The sequence below is a fragment of the Chryseobacterium sp. JV558 genome (assembly GCF_033712365.1).
Classification (GTDB): Bacteria; Bacteroidota; Bacteroidia; order Flavobacteriales; family Weeksellaceae; genus Chryseobacterium.
Window position 1 is genome coordinate 325,981 of record NZ_WJHU01000004.1, and the last position, 21,852, is coordinate 347,832.

General features: G+C 35.7%; 21 protein-coding genes. 12 read left to right on the top strand and 9 right to left on the bottom strand.

Features of this window, described 5'->3' with window-relative positions; all coding sequences use genetic code 11:
- Position 1: 1 nt before the first annotated feature.
- From GFU89_RS15955 to gyrB, 5 genes are all read right to left on the bottom strand, one after another.
- Positions 2-826 carry an RsiV family protein gene (locus GFU89_RS15955; RefSeq protein WP_318848074.1) on the bottom strand — a complete coding sequence of 275 codons (825 nt, stop codon included), beginning with the start codon at positions 824-826 and terminating at the stop codon, positions 2-4.
- Between the two features lie 102 nt (positions 827-928).
- A complete protein-coding gene (locus GFU89_RS15960; RefSeq protein ID WP_318848075.1) occupies positions 929-2,863 on the bottom strand; it encodes a DUF3857 domain-containing protein in 1,935 nt (644 codons plus the stop codon).
- 2 nt (positions 2,864-2,865) lie between these two features.
- Entirely contained in the window at positions 2,866-4,758 is a 1,893-nt protein-coding gene (locus GFU89_RS15965) for a DUF3857 domain-containing protein (protein ID WP_318848076.1), read from the bottom strand.
- Positions 4,759-5,156: 398 nt separating this feature from the next.
- Entirely contained in the window at positions 5,157-5,579 is a 423-nt protein-coding gene (locus tag GFU89_RS15970; RefSeq protein ID WP_318848077.1) for a DUF5684 domain-containing protein, read from the bottom strand.
- Positions 5,580-5,661: 82 nt separating this feature from the next.
- Positions 5,662-7,596, bottom strand: coding sequence for a DNA topoisomerase (ATP-hydrolyzing) subunit B (gene gyrB / locus GFU89_RS15975; protein ID WP_309434878.1), 1,935 nt, complete (start codon positions 7,594-7,596; stop codon positions 5,662-5,664).
- 234 nt (positions 7,597-7,830) lie between these two features.
- Between gyrB and GFU89_RS15980 the strand changes: the two genes are divergently transcribed.
- Genes GFU89_RS15980 through GFU89_RS15990 form a run of 3 tightly spaced genes read left to right on the top strand, consistent with a single transcriptional unit; the run spans position 7,831 to position 10,698 of the window.
- A complete protein-coding gene (locus tag GFU89_RS15980; RefSeq protein WP_318848078.1) occupies positions 7,831-9,174 on the top strand; it encodes a cytochrome ubiquinol oxidase subunit I in 1,344 nt (447 codons plus the stop codon).
- Entirely contained in the window at positions 9,171-10,175 is a 1,005-nt protein-coding gene (locus GFU89_RS15985) for a cytochrome d ubiquinol oxidase subunit II (RefSeq protein ID WP_318848079.1), read from the top strand. Before GFU89_RS15980 ends, GFU89_RS15985 begins: the two co-directional genes overlap by 4 nt.
- Before the next feature lie 7 nt (positions 10,176-10,182).
- The gene (locus GFU89_RS15990; RefSeq protein ID WP_318848080.1) at positions 10,183-10,698 is read left to right on the top strand and encodes a ClbS/DfsB family four-helix bundle protein; all 516 of its coding nucleotides are present in this window, start codon (positions 10,183-10,185) and stop codon (positions 10,696-10,698) included.
- A gap of 36 nt (positions 10,699-10,734) precedes the next feature.
- Here the strand turns inward: GFU89_RS15990 and lysS are convergent, their stop codons facing one another.
- The 4 genes from lysS to GFU89_RS16010 all read right to left on the bottom strand — a co-directional run bounded on the left by lysS (position 10,735) and on the right by GFU89_RS16010 (position 14,123).
- Positions 10,735-12,435 (bottom strand): lysine--tRNA ligase, encoded by a 1,701-nt coding sequence (gene lysS / locus GFU89_RS15995; RefSeq protein WP_318848081.1) that lies wholly within the window; start codon positions 12,433-12,435, stop codon positions 10,735-10,737.
- A gap of 159 nt (positions 12,436-12,594) precedes the next feature.
- Complete coding sequence (gene rlmF / locus GFU89_RS16000; RefSeq protein WP_318848082.1) at positions 12,595-13,527, bottom strand: 23S rRNA (adenine(1618)-N(6))-methyltransferase RlmF; 933 nt, start codon at positions 13,525-13,527, stop codon at positions 12,595-12,597.
- A 3-nt stretch (positions 13,528-13,530) separates the two neighbouring features.
- Positions 13,531-13,905, bottom strand: a complete 375-nt coding sequence (locus GFU89_RS16005) for a c-type cytochrome (protein WP_318848083.1) — start codon at positions 13,903-13,905, stop codon at positions 13,531-13,533.
- Positions 13,905-14,123, bottom strand: a complete 219-nt coding sequence (locus GFU89_RS16010) for a hypothetical protein (protein WP_318848084.1) — start codon at positions 14,121-14,123, stop codon at positions 13,905-13,907. The genes GFU89_RS16005 and GFU89_RS16010 overlap by 1 nt, the downstream gene beginning before the upstream one ends.
- Before the next feature lie 201 nt (positions 14,124-14,324).
- Here GFU89_RS16010 and GFU89_RS16015 point away from each other — a divergent pair, with 201 nt between their 5' ends.
- The 9 genes from GFU89_RS16015 (at position 14,325) to GFU89_RS16055 (ending at position 21,848) form a co-directional block, all read left to right on the top strand.
- Positions 14,325-14,777, top strand: a complete 453-nt coding sequence (locus GFU89_RS16015; protein ID WP_318848085.1) for a cupin domain-containing protein — start codon at positions 14,325-14,327, stop codon at positions 14,775-14,777.
- 301 nt (positions 14,778-15,078) lie between these two features.
- Complete coding sequence (locus tag GFU89_RS16020; protein ID WP_318848086.1) at positions 15,079-15,720, top strand: hypothetical protein; 642 nt, start codon at positions 15,079-15,081, stop codon at positions 15,718-15,720.
- Between the two features lie 253 nt (positions 15,721-15,973).
- On the top strand, positions 15,974-17,398 hold the full coding sequence (locus GFU89_RS16025; RefSeq protein WP_318848087.1) for an anthranilate synthase component I family protein: 1,425 nt from the start codon (positions 15,974-15,976) through the stop codon (positions 17,396-17,398).
- An 85-nt stretch (positions 17,399-17,483) separates the two neighbouring features.
- On the top strand, positions 17,484-18,083 hold the full coding sequence (locus GFU89_RS16030; RefSeq protein ID WP_318848088.1) for an aminodeoxychorismate/anthranilate synthase component II: 600 nt from the start codon (positions 17,484-17,486) through the stop codon (positions 18,081-18,083).
- 41 nt (positions 18,084-18,124) lie between these two features.
- Complete coding sequence (trpD, locus tag GFU89_RS16035) at positions 18,125-19,111, top strand: anthranilate phosphoribosyltransferase (protein ID WP_318848314.1); 987 nt, start codon at positions 18,125-18,127, stop codon at positions 19,109-19,111.
- A 183-nt stretch (positions 19,112-19,294) separates the two neighbouring features.
- Positions 19,295-20,068, top strand: a complete 774-nt coding sequence (gene trpC, locus GFU89_RS16040; RefSeq protein ID WP_318848089.1) for an indole-3-glycerol phosphate synthase TrpC — start codon at positions 19,295-19,297, stop codon at positions 20,066-20,068.
- Positions 20,069-20,087: 19 nt separating this feature from the next.
- Complete coding sequence (locus GFU89_RS16045; RefSeq protein WP_318848090.1) at positions 20,088-20,768, top strand: phosphoribosylanthranilate isomerase; 681 nt, start codon at positions 20,088-20,090, stop codon at positions 20,766-20,768.
- A gap of 28 nt (positions 20,769-20,796) precedes the next feature.
- Entirely contained in the window at positions 20,797-21,306 is a 510-nt protein-coding gene (locus GFU89_RS16050) for a hypothetical protein (protein WP_318848091.1), read from the top strand.
- Positions 21,303-21,848 (top strand): GNAT family N-acetyltransferase, encoded by a 546-nt coding sequence (locus tag GFU89_RS16055; RefSeq protein ID WP_318848092.1) that lies wholly within the window; start codon positions 21,303-21,305, stop codon positions 21,846-21,848. The genes GFU89_RS16050 and GFU89_RS16055 overlap by 4 nt, the downstream gene beginning before the upstream one ends.
- Positions 21,849-21,852 lie beyond the last annotated feature (4 nt).

A 21,852-nucleotide genomic window follows, 5' to 3' on the forward strand; every position in this document is an offset into this window, starting at 1 on the left:
TTTACTTAATTTTCATTCTTTCTTTAAATTCTGAATTTAATGTCCCTTTAAGGTCTTCCCAAGAGATTGGAATTGTGATATCTCCTGCTGCAAAAGCTGCAATTTCGTAAGGACTGTAATGGAAATACAGGTTTTTATCATCAAAATAAAAGTTATCGGATGCCGGAATCTTCTCAACTAACAGCATTTCTGAGTTTTTCACTTCTCCGTCACCATCCATCGTTCCGCTGTTGATTTTATTGATATTTTTCATCAGAATTGCTTCAATTTTATGTTTACGCATTGAAGTAATATCTTTCAATTCTAATTTTTTGCTGTTTTTAAGATCAAAAACCCTTTCTGAAAAACCATAATTGTCATGAGCTCCCCCTTCGTATCCGCTTCCTACATACTGAATATGCATATAATCATTTGTATTGGACATCAAATTCATATGTGAGCTTGAATACCAATTCTGAGCATAGGTAACATCTGAAACCCAATCTTTATTATCATTTTTCATAGAACTGAAATAATCATTCTTTTCTTTATCAAGATAAGCCTGCAGCCCTGCTTTGGAAAAGTCTTTGATTTTTTCATTCTGGAAATAGATGCTGTCTAATAGCTTTTTATCTTTTAATGAAGGAAAAACCAACAGTTTTGAAGTGTAGCTCACTTTTAAAGAGTCTGTAATTTTTGTAGAGTCATTTACTTTCACAGAATCTACTACAAACCCTTCAGTGACTTTATTTTCAGTTTTTTCTATCGGCTCTGCCTTTTCATTTTTTTTACAGGCAGTCACCGCTAAGAAAGAAGATAATGCTATAACAGCAATCGTATTTTTCATAATTCTGATTTTTGATATCAAATACAAAAACCATTCAAAAGATGAATGGTTTTTGAAAAAACTTTATTTTTTTTAAAAATATTATTTAAACTCTCTTAAATATTATTTTTTAACAAGGCTGATTACTTGATTTTCAAACTTAGATGCTACACCCCAGATTTGTTTAAATGCAGAATAATATTCTTTCGGATAATCTGAACTGCTAATTTTTGTTGTTGTAGTCACTTCCAGTTTATTTCCTTTTTGTTCTACAGAATAGGTATATGCAATTTCTTTATCTTCAGTAACGATTCTTTTTTCTTTAGGCATTTCCTCAATCACATATCCATCAGGGATTTCAAGAATAATCTTTTTCACTTTGGTGATAGGTGATCCAAAATCGATAGGATATTGTCTGACTTCCGTCTGATCAAACTCGTTGGAACTTTTGTTTAAAAACAGCATCGGATTGATGATCATTTTCTTTCCTACTCTATCAATAAGGTTCATTGAAGAAAACTTCATGCTGCTTTCAAAATCTCCATTTTCTAAAACTTTTGAATTGATATCCGTAAAGTCCATAGAAAAGTTTTCTTTATACTGCTTTTTATATTTTTCTGCATTATCATCATAGTTGTCTTTCACATACATTGCATAAGCTCCCGTATCTCTGTCTGAATAGGTTCCAGAAATACTTCCGTCGTCATTGATTTTAGCATTGGCTGTAAGGAAAGTATTGCTTGATTTTATATTGGTCATTTGAATCTGCAGAACCTTTTCTTTAGTTACCAAAATCCCATATTGATTCCAGTTTTTAAGAGGGATTTCATCCAGCGAGGATTGCTTTGAAGTGGCGTCATAAATATGCAGCTGATTATCAATATTAATCGCAGCCAATACAAAATTCATATTTGAAATATTAGGTGACACCAGATTAATCAATCCATTTTCCACGGTAGAAATCACCAACGGATCAGCCTTAAGACCGGCTTCACGAAGCATCATCACTAAAAAAAGATTAATTTCTGCCGCATTTCCAACTTTAGTTTCCAACAATTTTTTGATACCATCCTCAGTGTAAACCCCTTTGTCTTTGTTCCATGTAAAAGTTTTCTGAACATATGAAAAAATAGCATTTGCCTTTTCAAGATCGGTTTTCATTCCTGAAACTGCTGTCGGCATATTTTCTTTTGCCAGTTTTGTTCGTTTCAATTCTCCTCCAAAATCGTCGCTTTCGTAAAGTCTTTTCCCAATCTGATCCCATGATGATGAATACAGTTTAAGCTCACCGAAGTTAGTAGAGTTCAGCTCAGCTCCAATTTTTGTTCTGAAATTCCTGTCATTTCTTACGAATTTTTCAGTTTTAAAGCCCTTTAGGTTTTCATAAGCAAATCTGAAGGTTTTGTATTGGGCACCGTACAGATTCCTTTCCTCCATTTCCCTGTGTTTAGGTGAAAGTCCGCCGGTATAGTTTACATTATAAGACATGTTGATAGGAGCATCCAAAACATATTCTGTGTTCAGAGAAGGGGTATCGGATTCTATCAATACTTCCGGAATAATGAATCGAAATGGTGATATTATTTCATACTGATATTCTAAGATAGAGCCATTTTTCACGCTCGGAAAAGCAAATTTCGTCAGGGTAACATATTTATTCTCTTTACTTTTATATTGTGAACTCTTTTCCACTTTCACAGGAACCGTAACTCCGTTTTCAAGATTGTATGTAAAAGCCTTGAATTTCCCCAGGGATTCTCTGTTGGTCCCAACATTATAAATAGGAATTTCAAGATTCAGCCAGTCTTCAGCCTTATCTTTATCATAAATCTTAACTCTGTAATAATATTTTTTGTGCAGATTCCCTGTGTTTGCATCCACCATAAAGTATGCAGATTTATACAGAATCTCAGCAGGAGCATTTTCATCCAATAAAGATTTTGTTTTAGACAAATCTGCATCATTGAATTTCGGAGGATTCAGAAATTCGTATTTCTTCTGAGCATTCATCATTATTGCATTGGCAGAGCAAAAGACCAATACTATTAGTTTTTTCATGGTTATATTTTTGTTATTAATATTTTTGAATTATCCATGTTCAGAATTTTCTTTCTGAAACTTATATAATCGTTATATTTTTCTTTTGGGTACAGACCTTTATTGATCTGCATTTTTCTAGTCACTTTTATCTGATTATCATTTTTAACAAAACTTAGCTTGTATGACCCAAATTCAGAAGTGAGGTTTGAATTATCAGGAGTTTCATCAACTTTATATCCCAGAGGAAGCACAAAATCAATTTCATATTCGTCTTCGAAAGACATATTCACCTCAAAAGGAAGTTCACGGTTTTCATCTGTCTTGTAAACAACATCGGAAAAAATGGGTACAGATCTGAATAAAAGGCTATTTCCTGCTTTTTTAGAAAAATTATTGGTTTTAAAATCAAGGTCATACGTAATAACAGCATTGTCTCTGTCATTGGTAAAGTTTTTCATTTCCACTTTTTCAAAGTTTAAAATGTCAAAATTTGATTTTACTGCGTCATTTTTCTCTTTTGGGTTAAGATTGACAAACCTTAAATTATAATCATACTGGTTTCCTGTGTAGTAAAAATTCCCTGTTCCGGCAATACTGTTATCCTCGTTAAGGTTAATTTTCAATACCTGTTTTTCCTTATTCTGTTCGGCTTTATACACCGGTGTATTGATAAGCTCGATTCCTTTTGGAGTTACTGCCAGTGCATTTCTATCAGTTGTACTGTAGCTTAAATGATTAAAAGCGATCTGCTGAGAAGTATTTTCAAGCCAGATATTTCCTTTTTCAGTCGGAACCATCAGGATAACGTGATTTCCACCCATAGAAGGAAATTCAGGGTCAAAGGAAACCTGCGAACGGCCAGAGGTAATGATACAATAATTGGAAGGAATCCCTGCCTCATTCAGAAGAACTTTCATATAATTCGTAAGTCCCTTACAGTCTCCATAGCCTTTTTTCTGAACCTCATCCGGCAGCATGGGCTGCCAGCCGCCAATTCCTAATGCCACAGCAATATATCGGCTTTTGTTCTGCATATACTGATAAATTTTCTTCACTTTATCTTCTACAGATCCCTTCAGCTGTAAAGACGCCACTTCAGCCTTGATAGCAGGAGTAGAAGCAGAAACAGGTATCAGAAGATCATTATAAATCCAGGTTCCGAAATCCGTCCAGTTATTCAAAGTTCCCTGCTTACCTGCCAGACTGAACCTTGCCAGAGCAAAGTTTACTGCAGGCAAGATTTTAACGGGCTGCGGAATCATAAAAGCATCATCAATGGCAGGTACGTTTTTGTATGAATAGGTTTTATCATTTGCACTACCACTCTCTATAACAGAGGCATAGTTGTATTTTGATGGATATATCTTAGTTCGAAGTTCAATTCCTGAAGTATTGATGATTTTAAACTGTGCTTCTTCCAGAGATGTTCTAACAGAATTAAATGGCACAAAATCAGGAATAAAAACTGTATTTTCATCATCCGTTTCATAGGAAAAGTCAACGGTATAAGGGTACTGAACGGGTGTATAAGAATATACCAAGACTCTGTTATCAGAATAAAAGATTCCCTGAGGGTTGTTTGCTACATCCTGAAAATCGGACTTTGAAACACTTTTAATCTTTTTTCCGGCTTCATCATAAATGGTCACTTTTACATTTGAAATACGTCTTTCTTTATCGTAAGGGATATAGGCAGTAGCATGATCATTTCCATCTTTATTCAGAACAGTAGTTACTGTATTATACTGATATTTTATTTGATTAATTTTATTTATCTGTGCTGTTGTAAAAGATTTTCGTATCACAACATTAGCATTTTTCTTTAAATTCTCAGGAATTGCAGAAGCAGGATAGCTTTGTGCAAAATATAATGAGGCAACAGACAATGCCCCAAGAACTAATACTTTCATCATAGTTATTAAAATTATGCAAAAATAAGAAAATCTTAATAACTGTTAAAAAAAATATAAAAGGCTTCAACACGTGAAGCCTTAACCTAATACTTAAAAAAGTACTTTTTAAATGTACTTATAAGGATATGAACACATTAGCAACTCTTCATTATTATATTCTGAAAAGTTAAAACAGAATATTTATACTCATTCTAGATTTGAAAGGATATTTATTCTGTGTAATGAAGCGATAAAACTTCATATTGTCTGCGTTCCAAATTTAAAATAAATTATGATTCATATAATTCAAAAGCTGTAGAATTAATAGTAAACAGAAGTACAATAAATTCTACAATACTAAAGAACCCCAAATAAAAAAAGACCTCATTTCTGAAGTCTTTTTGTTTTTAATTTTCTTTCTAATCATTTGGAACCAGTTTACTGTCAAAAGGATCACTTCCAAGACCCAATACAGGAATAAAGATAAATCCCAAAAAGAAAATCAGAATGGTGTACAGAGGAGTTTCTTTGGCAAAACCTTTGGCCAGTCTGTCATATACAACCCAGAAGGCATAAATGTTTACCAATGGAATACAGAAAAGAATAATCCACCATATCGGTTTCTTCACAATTTCAAGCAGAACTATTGAATTGTAAATCGGGATAAAAGCAGCCCAGGCATCTTGTCTTCCTGCTTTCTGAAAGATTTTGTACATGCAGTATCCATAGAAAATATAGCATAGTAAGCCGAAGAACATTGTTCCGATTCCTAATCCGGCTGCGGCGGCGCCAGACACGGCATCCGTCCCATTGTAAGGGTCTGTTTGTAAAAGAGTTAACATATTATTGTTTTTTTGGTTTCTCCAAATATAAAAAAAGCTTCTAAATAATTAGAAGCTTTTTTTATTATATTTTTAAAAACGTTTATGCATCAATTTTTGCATATTTCGCATTTTTCTCGATAAATTCTCTTCTCGGCGGAACCTCATCTCCCATTAACATTGAGAAAACGCTGTCTGCCTCCACTGCATTATCAATGGTTACCTGCTTCAGAATTCTGTGTTCAGGGTTCAGAGTTGTTTCCCAAAGCTGTTCAGGGTTCATTTCCCCAAGACCTTTATAACGTTGTACTTCTACTCCTTTTCCATCCGGAGACATTTCTAAAGTAAACTCTTCACGTTCTTTTTCATTGTACGCATATACTTTTTTATTCCCTCTCTTTAACAGGTACAAAGGAGGTTGAGCGATATAGATATATCCGTTCTCAATAAGCTCTTTCATATATCTGAAGAAGAAAGTAAGAATCAGAGTAGAGATGTGAGAACCATCGATATCAGCATCGGTCATAATCACAATTTTATGATATCTAAGCTTCGCCATATTCAAAGCTTTGCTGTCTTCTTCAGTACCTACAGATACTCCAAGGGCAGTATAGATATTTCTGATTTCCTCGTTGTCATATACTTTATGAAGCATAGATTTCTCTACGTTCAAAATTTTACCTCTTAACGGAAGAATAGCCTGGAAGTGTCTGTCTCTTCCCTGTTTTGCTGTTCCACCTGCGGAATCTCCCTCTACAAGGAATAGTTCAGATTCAGCCGGATCTTTGGATGAACAATCAGAAAGTTTCCCGGGAAGACCAGAACCTCCCATTGGAGATTTTCTCTGAACCATTTCACGCGCTTTTTTCGCAGCCTGTCTTGCCTTAGCAGCTAAAACAACTTTTTGAACGATTACCTTCGCTTCATTAGGGTTCTCTTCCAGGAAGTTCGTAAGCATTTCCCCTACAATTTTATCAACAGCACCAGAAACTTCGGAGTTTCCTAATTTTGTTTTGGTCTGTCCTTCAAACTGAGGTTCCATTACTTTTACAGAAATTACAGCTGTTAATCCTTCACGGAAGTCATCACCGGTAATTTCTACTTTTTCTTTTGCAGGAAGTCCTAATTCGTCTGCATACTTCTTTAAAGTTCTTGTTAAAGCTCTTCTGAAACCTGCAAGGTGAGTACCTCCTTCGTGAGTATTGATATTATTAACGTAAGAGTGAAGATTTTCGTTGAATGACGTGTTATAACGCATCGCCACTTCAACAGGAATATCATCTCTTTCGCCTTCCATGAAAATCACGTGCTCCATAATAGATTCACGGTTACCATCAATATAAGCAACAAATTCTTTCAGCCCTCCTTCAGAATGAAAAACTTCTGAACGGAAAGAACCGTCTTCTAATTTTTCTCTTTCATCGGTAAGCGTAATTGTAATCCCTTTATTAAGGTAAGAAAGTTCTCTTAAACGGCTTGCTAATGTATCATAGTTGTAAATCAGTTCCGTAAAAATGGTATCATCTGGCTGGAAAAACTGCTTTGTTCCTCTTTTTTCACTATGTCCGATTTCTTCAACCTGAGTCTGTGCTTTTCCTTTAGAGTAAATCTGCTGATAAACATTCCCATCTCTGTAAACAGTAGTTACCATTTCATTGGAAAGTGCATTCACACATGATACCCCAACTCCGTGAAGACCACCCGAAACTTTGTAAGAGTCTTTATCAAACTTACCTCCGGCTCCAATTTTTGTCATTACAACTTCAAGGGCTGATTTCTGCTCTTTTTCGTGGAAATCAACCGGGATACCTCTACCGTTATCACTTACTTCAATTCCGTTTCCTTCCTTGATGCTAACGAAGATCGTGTCGCAGTATCCTGCCAATGCCTCGTCAATAGAGTTATCTACTACTTCATAAACCAAATGGTGAAGACCTCTTGTTCCTACATCACCAATGTACATTGAAGGACGCATACGAACGTGCTCCATTCCTTCCAATGCCTGAATACTACTAGCTGTATATTGTTTTTGACTCATATTAAATATTAAAAATCTTGCTCTATGCAAAGACTTACAAATATCGTGATTTTTTTCGAGGTATGAAAGTTAAAAAGTGTCAAAAAAATGTAGAGTTTTCTTATTGAAAACATAAGGAATTGTAATTCATAAAAGAATCAAAATTAATCTGTATTCCTGAAATACCAACTGTTTTAAATCATACTCAACATCAATAATTTATGCGTAAATTTATTTACTGAAAAGTTGATATTTATGGATGATTTTATTGCTGCCCGTGCTCAGATGGCACTTTCTCTGGGCTTTCATATCATATTCTCCTGTGTGGGTATGGTGATGCCTTTTCTCATGGCTTTTGCCCATTGGAAATACCTAAAAACTAAAAATGAAGTATATAAAGGACTTACAAAAGCATGGAGCAAAGGAGTAGCCATCCTTTTTGCTACAGGAGCTGTTTCAGGAACAATGCTTTCTTTTGAACTGGGGCTTTTATGGCCTGGTTTTATGAAACATGCAGGTCCTATTTTCGGAATGCCATTTTCACTTGAAGGAACTGCCTTTTTCATTGAGGCTATTGCTATTGGTTTCTTTTTATATGGATGGGATAAATTCAACAAATGGTTTCACTGGTTTTGCGGATTCCTGGTTGGGGTAAGCGGGCTGGCCTCCGGAATTCTGGTAGTGGCAGCCAACTCATGGATGAATTCTCCAACGGGTTTTGATTATATCAATGGACAGTATCTTAATATAGATCCTATTAAAGCAATGCTCAATGATGCATGGTTTCCGCAGGCTCTTCACATGACTGTTGCGGCATTTTGTGCGACAGGATTTGCGGTGGCCGGAGTGCATGCCTTTATGATTATTCGAAAAAGGAATATTGAATTTCATACCAAAGCTTTTAGAATTGCGGTAGGTTTTGCTCTTATCGGAGCATTTGGAGCGCCTTTAAGCGGTGATATTGCTGCAAAATCGGTAGCAGAACGCCAGCCTATTAAACTGGCAGCCATGGAAGCTCATTTTGAAACCGAAAAAGGAGCTTCATTTATTATTGGGGGAATTCCTGATGAAGAAAAAGAAGAGGTAAAATATGCTGTAAAAATTCCGAAGGTTTTAAGTTTTCTGGTGAGTAATGATTTCAATGCTGAAGTAAAAGGTCTTAAAGATTTCCCGAGAGATGAATGGCCTCCGATTGCAGTTGTTCATTATGCTTTTCAGATCATGATTTTCTTTGGAGTGGTCATGATTGGTATTGGAGTCATTTATTTATATTCTTTCTTCTTCAGAAAGGAATGGCTGAGTAAAAACTGGCTGTTAAAAACGTTCTTAATAGCAACACCATTCGGATATATCGCTCTGGAAGCCGGATGGACAGTTACCGAAGTGGGAAGACAGCCTTGGATCATTTATGGGATCATGAGAACAGTAGATGCCGTTACTCCCATGCCGGGAATACAGTATTCTTTCTACTTCTTTACAGCTATTTTCATATCCTTATCATTGATTCTTGTTTTCCTTTTAAAAAGACAAATCCAAATGGTACCGAAGCTTTACGACCCTACCGATTCTCAGTTTAACGATAAAAACAAACAATCATGATCTACGTTGTAATAGGTTTTCTCTGGCTATCTATCTGTCTTTATATTATTCTGGGAGGCGCTGATTTCGGAGCCGGAATTGTAGAGCTTTTTACTCATAAAAAAGCCAGAAATAAAACTCATGAAATCATGTATGAGTCTATTGCTCCTGTATGGGAAGCCAATCATATGTGGCTGATTATTGCGATTGTAATTCTCTTTGTAGGATTTCCCGAAATATATACTACCATGTCTACCTATCTGCATATTCCTTTAGTCCTGATGCTTGTAGGGATTATTGCAAGAGGAACGGCATTTACCTTCAGGCACTATGATGCCGTGAAAGATAACTGGCAGGTTTTATATACCCAGATCTTCTATTACGCGAGTCTTTTAACGCCTTTCTTTTTAGGATTAATTGCTGCTGCAACGGTTTCCCACTCTATCAATCCTGACGCGGTAAGTTTTGTGGACTTATATATTTTTAGCTGGCTGAACTGGTTCGGGGTTTCTGTAGGTTTATTCACTGTTGCATTGTGTGCTTATCTGGCTTCTATCTTTTCATTAAGAGAAACCCGTGATAAAGCAGATCTTTTATTAATGATAAGAAAGTCTAAGCAGACAATGATCTTTGTGATAATTACCGGAATTTTGGTATTTTTCACAGCCTATATTTCAGATATTCCACTTTTAATGTGGGTATTTTCCAAGCCTTTGGGTATTATGTCTATTGCTTTTGCTACGATTGCATTATTGCTTATTTTAAGAGCGTTGAACCGACAAAAACTGCTTCCGGTACGTGCGTTGGCAGGATTTCAAATGGTCATGATTTTAGTGGCTGCAACGTATCAGCACAATCCGAATATCATTTTATTAGGAAACGGACAGCATCTTTCATTACTGGAACATATGGCTCCTGAAAAAACCATCGCCGCATTGGGATGGGCTTTGATGCTGGGCTCCTTATTTATTCTTCCGTTTTTATTTTATCTGATGGCTTCTTTCAGTAAGCTGAGAAAATAGGTGAAATATGCAAAGTTATAAGGATAAAAAAGAGCTTATTGAAGAACTGAAGAAAAGATATCAGCTTTACGATCAGGAATTTGATGACCTCCAAGAAGCCGAAAAGGATCTTTTGCAGCCTGGAGTTGACAAAACCCCATCGCAGAATATTTCCTATCAGCTGGGATGGACACATCTGCTTTTGCAATGGGAAGCCGACGAAAGAAAAGGAATTGAAGTAAAAACACCAACTCCCGAATACAAATGGAATAACCTGAAGGGATTATATCAGTCATTTTATGATCAATACGAATCTTATAGCTTACATGAGCAAAGAACATTATTACAAAATCAGGTTAATGAAATTATTGCATGGATAGAAAGCCTTGACGATGATACATTATTTATTCCTGGACAAAGAAAATGGGCAACTACACCGGCTCAGTGGCCAGTCTGGAAATGGATTCATATTAATACCGTAGCTCCGTTTAAAAACTTCAGGGCACAACTTCGGAAATGGAAAAAAGAAAAAGGTACAGAATAATTCTGTACCTTTTATATTTATATCTTCTGAGAAATCTTAAGCCAATTTCATCAAAACATTTTCGTCAATCTTCTCTACTTTCACAATATTGTTCTTTGTCAGAGTTTTGGAAGCTTTATCCCATTTTTTACCGGATAACTGGCTTCTTTGTTTTACTTCAGCTAAAGACATTGCTTCTTCCTGAGAATTAAGGATTTCAAGGATTACCTTTTCATCTTCTCCTAATTCAATTTGTGGAACCGCTTTTTCAGGTCTCATCTGAGGGAAGAATAGAACTTCCTGGATAGAAGCATTGTTCGTTAAGAACATAATTAATCTGTCCATACCGATTCCCATTCCCGAAGTTGGGGGCATACCATATTCCAATGCTCTTAAGAAATCTTCATCAATGAACTGCCCTGCTTCATCATCCCCTTTTTCAGATAACCTTAGCTGATCTTCAAAACGTTCTCTTTGATCAATTGGATCATTCAGTTCAGAATAGGCATTGGCAATTTCTTTACCACAAACCATGAGTTCAAAACGTTCTGTAAGACCTTCTTTGCTTCTGTGTTTCTTTGTTAATGGAGACATTTCAACAGGATAATCTGTAATGAAGGTTGGCTGAATGAAGTTTCCTTCACATTTTTCACCGAAAATCTCATCAATCAATTTTCCTTTACCCATCGTTTCATTTACGTCAATCCCGATAGATTTTGCAAAGTCGAATATTTCCTGTTCTGTTTTCCCAGTAATGTCAAAACCTGTATATCTCACAATAGCTTCCGTCATGGAAACTCTTGCAAAAGGAGCTTTGAAGCTTATCTCATGTTCCCCAAATTTTGCATTCGATGTTCCGTTTACCTGAGTCGCACAGAATTCCAATAATTTCTCAGTGAAATCCATCATCCAGTTGTAATCTTTGTAAGCTACATAGATTTCCATTACAGTAAATTCAGGATTGTGTGTTCTGTCCATTCCCTCATTTCTAAAGTTTTTTGAGAACTCATAAACTCCGTCAAATCCACCAACGATCAATCTTTTAAGATATAACTCATTGGCAATTCTTAAATATAAAGGAATATCCAACGCATTGTGGTGCGTAATAAAAGGTCTTGCAGCAGCTCCACCAGGAATTGGCTGTAAAACAGGTGTTTCTACTTCAAAATATCCTGCTTCATTGAAGAAGGTTCTCATTGCATTGAACAGCTTTGTTCTTTTTACAAAAACATCCTTTACATATGGATTTACTAATAAATCTACATAACGCTGTCTGTATCTTAATTCTGGATCTGTAAATCCATCATGTACTACTCCGTTTTCGTCAGTTTTAGCCTGAGGAAGAGGACGTAAAGACTTTGTAAGAATTGTAAAGCTTTTCACTAAAACAGTCTTCTCTCCTACCTGAGTTGTAAACAAAGTACCCTCAATACCGATAATATCACCGATATCCAAAAGGTGTTTGTATACTTCATTGTATAATTCTTTATCTTCACCCGGACAGATCTCGTCTCTGTTGAAGTAAACCTGAATTTTTCCTTTAGAATCCTGCAATTCAGCAAAAGAAGCCTTCCCCTGAATTCTGCGGGACATCAATCTACCGGCGATCTTCACCTGTTTACTTTCAGAAAAGTTCTGTTTTATAGATTCTGTAGTATCTGTGATTGTGTATTCATCCGCAGGGAACGCATTAATCCCCATTTCAGTAAGCTTATTCAGCTTTTCTCTTCTAATGATTTCTTGTTCTGATAATTGCATTTCTTATTTTTCTAAAAGCGTACAAATTTAGGCATTTTTGAGTTGACCGTCAATTGATTTTTCAGAAATTTTAAAATGTGGACAGTGAATGGAGCTGAAATGCGGGATACGGGGTGGTGAGATTCGGGATTTAAACGCTCATACAATTAACCTTGAACCTTAAATTTCGAACCACGTTTTCCTATCCTTCTGAGGAATAAACGTCCAGGCCAGCATTCTGCTTATTTTTTGCCCCTGAGCCATATCGATCGTTTTTACTTCAATTGCTTTTACCTTCTTTAAAAGATTCATCAGCTTACTCAGGTTTTCTTTTTTGGAAACCAAACACGTAAACCAAAGAACCTGTGAGGAAAATAATGCACTTTCATGAATCATCTTAGTGATAAAAGCCAATTCACCACCTTCACACCATAATTCTGACTGCTGACCGCCAAAATTGAGCACAGGCTGCCTTGATTTTGCTATTTTAAGATTTTTTGTTTTTCTGATGTTTCCTTTCATTGCAGACGCTTCAGAATCATGAAAGGGAGGATTACACATCGAAAAAGTAAACCTATCACCAGGACCAATAATATTTGTAAAAATATGATCGGCATCAGGCTGATTTTTCAACTGAATATAAGATGAAAGATCCGGATTTTGATTTAAAATATGCTGGGCATTAGTCAAAGAATCCTGATTAATGTCGGTCCCCAACATGGTCCAGCCGTAAGATTTGTGACTGATTAAAGGATACACAAGATTAGCTCCTGTACCTATATCCAATCCTTTTACAGAATTTCCTGTTGGAATTCCATCAAGATTTTCAGCTAAAAGATCGGCAATATAATGTACGTAATCTGCTCTTCCGGGAATGGGAGGACATAGATTGGTGTCGGGAATATCCCAGCCTTTAATATGGTAAAAATGTAAGAGTAAAGCTTTGTTGAGGAGTTTTACTGCTTTGGGAATACTGAAATTAATGGTTACCGTCTGGTAAGCATTCTTAAAAACATAATGTTTCAGTTCTGGCACACAAGAAATAAGCTCATCAAAATCATAAGGATTGCGATGCAGATTTCTTGTGTGCAGACTGGATTTTTCAGCAGACATATTTTATTTCTTCTGGCTTAAAATATATTCCACCATTTTTTTGGCATCTTCTTTAGATACCTGTGGATGGGCTGCCATAGGTACGCTTCCCCATACTCCACTTCCGCCTTCTATAATTTTGGAAGCCAGCAATTCTGTATCTTTTTCAGAATACTTTCCTGCAATTTCCTTATAAGAAGGTCCTATCATTCTCTCATTCACAGCGTGGCATCCTGAGCAATCCAATGTTTCCATGATCTGATCACCTGAAAGATTAGTTTTTGCCGGTTCCGAAACAGTAGTTGTTTCAGAAGAAGCTGCCACTTCTGCTGTATTTTCTTTTTTAGAACAGGAAAGAGTCATAAGACCCAATATTCCTGCTAAAAGTATTTTTTTCATTATTTCTTCGCTGTAGAATCTGTTTTAGCAGCTTCAGGAGCAGGTGTAGCCGGAGTTGCAGCAGCAGGAGCAGTAGTTTTAGCTGTAGAATCTACAACAGTAGTTGCTTCTGGCTCTTCCATCATAGTGTTGCTATCCTGTAAAGAGTGATCTGGCTTTTTTTTGCAGCTTGCTAATAATAAACCTCCGATAAATGCGATTGCTAATACTTTTTTCATTTTTTCTAATTTGATAGCAAAAATATAAAAAATAAAGTTTTAAACTTATGACAAATGTTTTCTTTGATAAATATTTTTTAAGGACTGAACCATAATCAGATTAATAAAAAATAATTCAAACAGTAGGGAAATTTAAACAGGCTTGTTATTTTTGTATCACGGATGATCCGAACCAAAATCAATCTATTAATTAAAAAGTTTATGACTAAAAAAAATCTATTGGGTACAGCTTTCTTTGCTTTACTCACTTCCCTGCTTCTTTCCTGTGATAATTCATCGAACGAGCCACAATCAGAATATACTGATAAAATAGAATCAGTAACCCTTTTAAAAACGACAAAGTCATGGGATGGAACGGTGTATCCGGCTTATCCCACCACACAGCCTGAAATTTCGGTGCTTAAAATTGCCGTACCCCCCCACAAAGCTCTGGACTGGCATAAACACCCTGTCATTAATGCTGCATATGTAGAAAAGGGAGAAATTCAGATCGAAAGAAAAGAAGATGGCAAAACACAATGGGTAAGAAAAGGCCAGGTACTTCCTGAAATGGTCAATATTGCCCACAGAGGAAAAACCGGAGATAAAGGAGCAACTCTGATTGTTTTCTACAGCGGAACGCCTGATATTCCTTTGTCTGAACCAGTAAAATAGTTGTTTTAAACGCCAGGTTCGCAAAGTAATGATGATTAAAATCTATTTTTTTGTTTGCAAAGGCACTTCGTTTAGCTAATGATGGCGGACTTTGCTAAGTGAAATGTCCTTGCGACCATTTTAAATCTTTGTCTTCATTATATTCTTGCGACCTCAGCGTTTAAATTCTTTAAATTAACACAGAAATTTAAATTATCTCCTACACATCTTACTGAATGAAAAGCTTTTGCTACAATTTTAATAATAATTTAATAACATTCATACAATCTCAGCGTTTAAATAAAATAATTATATTTAATGCATGGTTTTAATTTCAAAAATTCTGTTTTTCACCAGTCATCATGGTTTTTATACTGTGATCCTGCTGTTCGTGTTCTTTGGTCTTCTCTCCTATCTGACTAAAAAAGCATGGTTTCTGATCCCGATTATTCCATTGGCTATATTAAATGGGTTTGGAGGACAGTTTTTAAATGCTTGGTTCTTAAATAAATACGGAGTTGAAAGCACCGCAATCATCACGTCTGATGTAGAAACCAATTCTACCCTGAACGAAATGTATATTCATGATTATGAAGCTATTGTAAAAAAACAGGACGGAAAATACACCACTACTTTTTTCTCCACTACTTCTGCAACGATTTATCCTATCAGTAATTCGATCAGAATTCCTGGTGATAAGGATATTCCTGTAAAATACATTCCCGGATATGAAAAGAACATAGTTATTCTTTATGATCAGTCCAGAGAAGGCAAAATTTTACGACAATATGAGAAGCAAGCCCCTGTCAACTCTGCAAAAACCAAGTATGAAGCAGATAGAACCAATAAGGAATTCATTGAAGAATACATTGCGGCATTGGAAGAGTATGTAAAATATTATGATGATGAAACTTATAAAGAGAAAATCAAAGAATTACAACTTGAGCTTAAGCAGCTTCAATAGGATATTCTTATATTAAGTTTTTGTATTTTTTACTATTTTTTAGTTTTTGTATTAAAAAAATTTCTACATTTGTCCCATGTTTAAAATGAGCAACAATATTTGGTGGTGGCTTTCAAACTCTTCGTCGGGTCTGGAGGTATTGTCATGTTGCTAATCATACAGCAGAAATAATCAAAAAACAATATATAGGCTTTGACGGATACCGTTGAAGCCTTTTTTTATTCCTTAATCTCACAAAAAATACAACAACAAGATGTTTACAGACACAATTAAAATAAAAACTGTTTCGAAAAAAACGCTGGGAGACCTTCATACTCCCATGAATATTTACCTTAAGATCAGAGATAAATTCCGGGATACGATCCTTCTGGAAAGTTCAGATTCAAAAAGTATTGATAACAACTTTTCCTTTATCGCAGTGAATGCCATTGCAGGAATTGAAGTGAAGAACCTCAGCGAATATGAAATTAAACTTCCTGCTTCTGCTCCTGTAAAGCAATTTATGATGGAGCACAATATCACAGATATATTTGAAGAATTCAGGAATATTTTTAAATGTGAAGAAACCAACGATCCTATAGAACAGACGGCCCAGAGTCTTTTTGGATATACAAGCTTTGAAGCGGTACAGTTTTTCGAAAAAATCAATCTTAAAGCACAAAGTAAGGAAGTTGAAATTCCTATTCTGAGATACAGATTATATCAATATGTGATTGCAATCAACCATTTCAACGATGAAATGCACATTATTGAAAATTCTATTGACGGGGTAAAATCTGAGTTTCATCTGTTGGAAAACCTTATTAAAAATCAGAATACGCCAGTGTATCCTTTTGAAAAAACTGATGAGGAAACGTCTAATATTACCGATGAAGACTATATCGAACTGGTAAAAACAGCCCAGAAACACTGCATGCGTGGAGATGTCTTCCAGTTGGTTCTGAGCAGAAGATTTGAACAGAAATTCAAAGGAGATGAATTTAATGTATATAGGGCTTTAAGGAATATCAACCCTTCTCCATATCTTTTCTATTTTGATTATGGAAATTACAAATTATTCGGATCAAGCCCTGAAAGCCAATTAATTATAAAAGACAATAAAGCAATCATTCACCCGATTGCCGGAACATCCAAAAGAACAGGAAACTTTGAAGCTGACCTTCAAGCTATTGAAGAATTGAAGGCAGACCCCAAAGAAAATGCAGAACATACCATGCTGGTAGACCTGGCAAGAAATGATCTTGGAAAACTCGGAAAAAATGTAACGGTGACCAAGCTTAAAGAAATTCAGTTGTTTTCTCACGTTATCCATATGGTAAGTGAAGTAACTGCCGACGTTTCCGAAACTATCAATCCTCTTGAAATGGTATCTGCAACCTTTCCCCAGGGAACACTCAGTGGTGCACCAAAGCATAAAGCTCTTCAACTTATCAATCAATATGAAAAAGATTCCCGCGGATATTATGGCGGCTGTATAGGAATTATCGGATTAAATGGAACATGCAACCAGGCCATTATGATCAGAACTTTCTTAAGTAAAAATAATACACTCTTTTACCAGGCTGGTGCCGGTATTGTGGCAAAATCAGTTCCGGAAAATGAACTGCAGGAAGTCAATAACAAACTTAATGCGCTTAAAAAAGCTGTAGAAAAAGCAGAAAAAATAGTTGAAAAATAACAGTTCCATTCAACTAGCAACTAGCAACTAGCAACTAGCAACTAGCAACTAGCAACTAGCAAAAAAACAACCTAACAAAAAAGAAATGAACAACAATATAAACACTCAGCAGCCACTTAAAGTTCTCGTTTTTGATAACTATGACAGCTTCACTTATAACCTGGTCCAGATTATTGAAAGAATTCTGAATCAAAAAGTGGATGTGGTAAGAAATGATGAAATTACCCTGGAAGAAATCGGAAAGTACGACAAGATCATTCTCTCTCCAGGGCCTGGAATTCCTGAAGAAGCAGGTATTTTATTAGACCTTATTAAGGAATATGCCCCTACAAAAAGTATACTGGGGGTGTGTCTCGGACAACAGGCTATCGCTGAAGCTTTCGGAGGAAATCTGATCAACCTGACCGAAATCTTCCACGGAGTAGCAACGACTACTGAACTGGTAAAAGAAAATACGAAGCTATTCAAGGATCTAAGTTCAGGGCTGGAAGTCGGAAGATACCACAGCTGGGCAGTAAATACTGAAAGTTTCCCGGAAGAACTGGAAATCACAGCCGTAGACAAAGACGGAATGATCATGGCTTTACAGCATAAAACCTATGATGTACACGGAGTACAGTTTCACCCTGAAAGTATTTTAACTCCCGAAGGAGAAGTAATCATTAAAAACTTTCTATTGTCATGAATACCTTAGAAATTCCTTCAACAACAATAAAAACTCCACAAATGAAAGAAATACTGCAATACCTGTTCAACCATAATACGCTTTCAAAATCAGAAGCTAAGGCTACCATGATTGAGATTGCACAGAATAAATTCAATGCTGCAGAAGTTACTGCTTTTGTCAGCGTTTTCCTGATGAGAAATATTACCCTGAAGGAAGTGGAAGGATTCAGAGAGGCTCTGCTACAGATGGCTGTTCCTGCAGACATAAATGCCAGTGATGCCATTGACATTGTAGGAACGGGAGGTGACGGAAAAGACACCATCAATATATCAACATTAGCCAGCTTTGTGGTGGCAGGAGCCGGGCAGAAGGTAACCAAACATGGAAATTATGGGGCTTCTACTATCACCGGTTCATCCAACGTACTGGAAGAACTGGGCTATCAGTTCAAAAACAGTTCGGAGCAATTGAATGAAGACCTTGAGAGAGCCAATATCTGCTTTTTACATGCTCCTTATTTTCATCCCGCGCTGCAATCTGTTGGATTATTGAGAAAATCTTTAGGATTAAGAACTTTTTTTAACCTTTTAGGACCATTAGTTAATCCTGCAAAACCCAAATATTCAATGATTGGAGTATACAACCTGGAAATTGCAAGAATTTACCAATACCTCCTTCAAAAAGAGGAACGCGAATTTATCCTGGTACATGGCCTTGACGGATATGATGAAATAAGTCTTACTGACGACAGCAAAATCATTACAAAAAACGGAGAAGAAATTTATTCTGCAGAAGATTTAGGTTTCAATCCGGTAACGTTGGAAGATATTAAAGCTGGCAGCTCTGTTCAGGAAACGGCAAAAATATTTATGAATATCCTGGAAGGAAAAGGTACGGAGCCACAAAATTCTGTGATTCTGGCTAATGCTTCAGTAGCGCTGTACAACACTCATAAATTCGGAACATATGATGATTGTCTTCTTTTAGCTAAGGAAAGCCTGCAAAGCGGAAAAGCACTGAACGGTTTTAATCTTTTAATTAATTAGTCTTATTATTTTTTTTAACCATTAAGAATTTTTAAGTGGTGAAGAATAGTTAAGATCATAGCTAAAGCTATTTATTTAGCGACATCCTTCATTCTCCATCTTTGATGGAACTTAATTTATCTTATCATCTTAATATCCCTTAATGGTTTATCATTTTTATCATCTTATTAAATTCTGTATCAAATGACCATACTTGATAAAATTATTGAACGAAAAAAAGAGGAAGTTGCCAGAGCAAAATCACGCATATCTCTTGACCGGTTAAAAAACACAGGCTTTTTTGGGAGAAAAACCCATTCTCTGAAAGAATCCATCAAAAATAAAAGCGGAATTATCGCTGAGTTTAAAAGACAATCTCCTTCAAAAGGAATCATCAACAATAGCGTAGAGCCTTTAGAAGTGGTTTCAGCATACGAAAATTTTGGAGCCAGCGGAATTTCTATCCTGACTGATCATGACTTTTTCGGAGGAAACTTAAATGATATTGTAAGTGTAAGAAATGATATTAACATTCCGATTCTGAGAAAAGATTTCATGATTGATGAATACCAGTTCTATGAAGCTAAAAGTATTGGAGCAGATGTCATTTTACTGATCGCTTCATGTCTTTCACCTGCTCAGGTAGCTGAATTTACAGATCTCGCTCATGAACTGAATATGGAAGTTTTACTGGAAATTCATACAGAAGATGAACTGAAACATTGTAATTCAAAAATTGATCTTGTGGGGATCAATAACAGAAACCTTAAGGATTTCAAAGTGGATCTGCAGCATTCTGTTCAGTTGAAAAACCAGCTTCCAAAAGAAGTTTTATCTGTGGCGGAAAGCGGTATTTACAACCTTGAAGATTTTCAGTTTTTAAAAGAAAAAGGATTTGACGGCTTTCTGATGGGAGAATACTTCATGAAAAATACGAATCCAGCCAAAGCATTTGAAGATTTCTCATTACAAATTTAATTTATAAATGATACCTGAAATGAACCTGCAACCTTCCAGCACTCCTAAACTCAAAGTATGTGGTTTAACGCAATTACACCAGATTCAAGAGCTGATGGCTATGAACGTAGATTTTCTTGGCTTTATCTTCTACAAAAAATCACCGAGATATGTTTTGAATCATCTGAGCCTGGAAGAGATCTCCACTATTGATCATCAGGGAAAAACTGGTGTTTTTGTGAACGAAGCTGCTGATGATATTCTACAGATTGTTCAAAAAGCCAAATTGAATTTTGTTCAGCTTCATGGTGACGAAAGTGGTAGTTTCATTGCTGAATTAAAACAAAAACTGGATACTGAAGTCAAGATCATTAAAGTGATAAGGATAGGAAACAATGATTCAGAAACAAAAAATAAAATACTGCAAACTTTCAGTCAACAACCTGCGGCCTGCAACCCGTCACCTATCACCTATTATTTGTTTGATACAGACGGGAAAGCATTCGGTGGAACAGGGAAACAGTTTGACTGGACTTTACTAAATGATCTTAAGATTCCACTGCCCTACTTTTTAAGTGGTGGTATTTCAGAAGAAAACATTGGGAATATCGAAGCTTTACAACAGCAGCCTTTTGCTTTAGATATCAATTCAAAATTTGAAATCGAGCCTGGAAATAAAGATATTGACCGCATAAAAAAGTTTAAAAACCTATATCAGTAAAAGATATAACCCCTAAAAAAACACAACGATGAACATACATTTGCTAAAAAAGACATTTTATAAAGCCTTATTTCCTCCTAAGTTTGGGAATGAAAAAATCCAGTCTTTGTACCATTTTGTTGCTGAGAACGACAGCAATATAGAACATTGGGAAGTTGGTGGATTATTGTCTGAGTTCATTGAAATCATTAAAGATTTTCAGGAAACCGACATCCAGTATTTTTTTGAAAGAATCAGTTTGTGGAATAGCTATTATCTTGTTATTATTTCGGATAAGTTTCTGGAAAACCATGTAAGATCAGTTATAAAATATGACTTAGGATTGATTTATGCTAAAATATTTCTGCTGTATGAAGACTCTGATTCTTATTATCTGATTGACAATCTGGAAATTGCGATTACCATGTATCAATCTAAAATAGATAAAGCCACTTTAATTGATTTAATGCATAAAATTGAATTATTACATTATAAAAAACTGATTACCAAACAACAATATGATTACCATCTTACATTTATTAATAGCTTAAACTCATGAAATATCAAGTAAAAGAAACGAAAAATCTAACGGAAAACGAGATAGAACATATCTTGCAGCTTTGGGATATCTCGGCGTGGAACAGCATGAAGTCTGCCTATTTCAAGACATTTTTCAAAGATTCAGAATTTCATTTTATGCTGGATACCGATGAAAATATACTGGCATTGATGCGTGTGAATTTTGATTTTACTTTAAAAATAGCCGGCACTGATTATTCTTTTGCAGAAGCTGTAGGCCTTGTGTCTGCTCATCAAAAGAAAGGGTATGGAGCTGATTTGATTCGAAATTTCAAAGAAAATGCGATCCTGAGAAACATGGAAACTATTGGATTTTGCCATTTGGATCTTCGTCCTTTTTACGAAAAGTGCTCAATTGAAATCCTTCATGACAAAGCCAAAATGATCAAAGAAAGTATCGGTTCGGAATGGATTAACTCTGAAGATGACGATATTTTGATTTTTAATGCCTCACAGGAAACAAAAGAGCTGCTCAATCAGCTGAGCGCACAGAATAATGCTTATTTAATTACTAAAGAATAAAAAA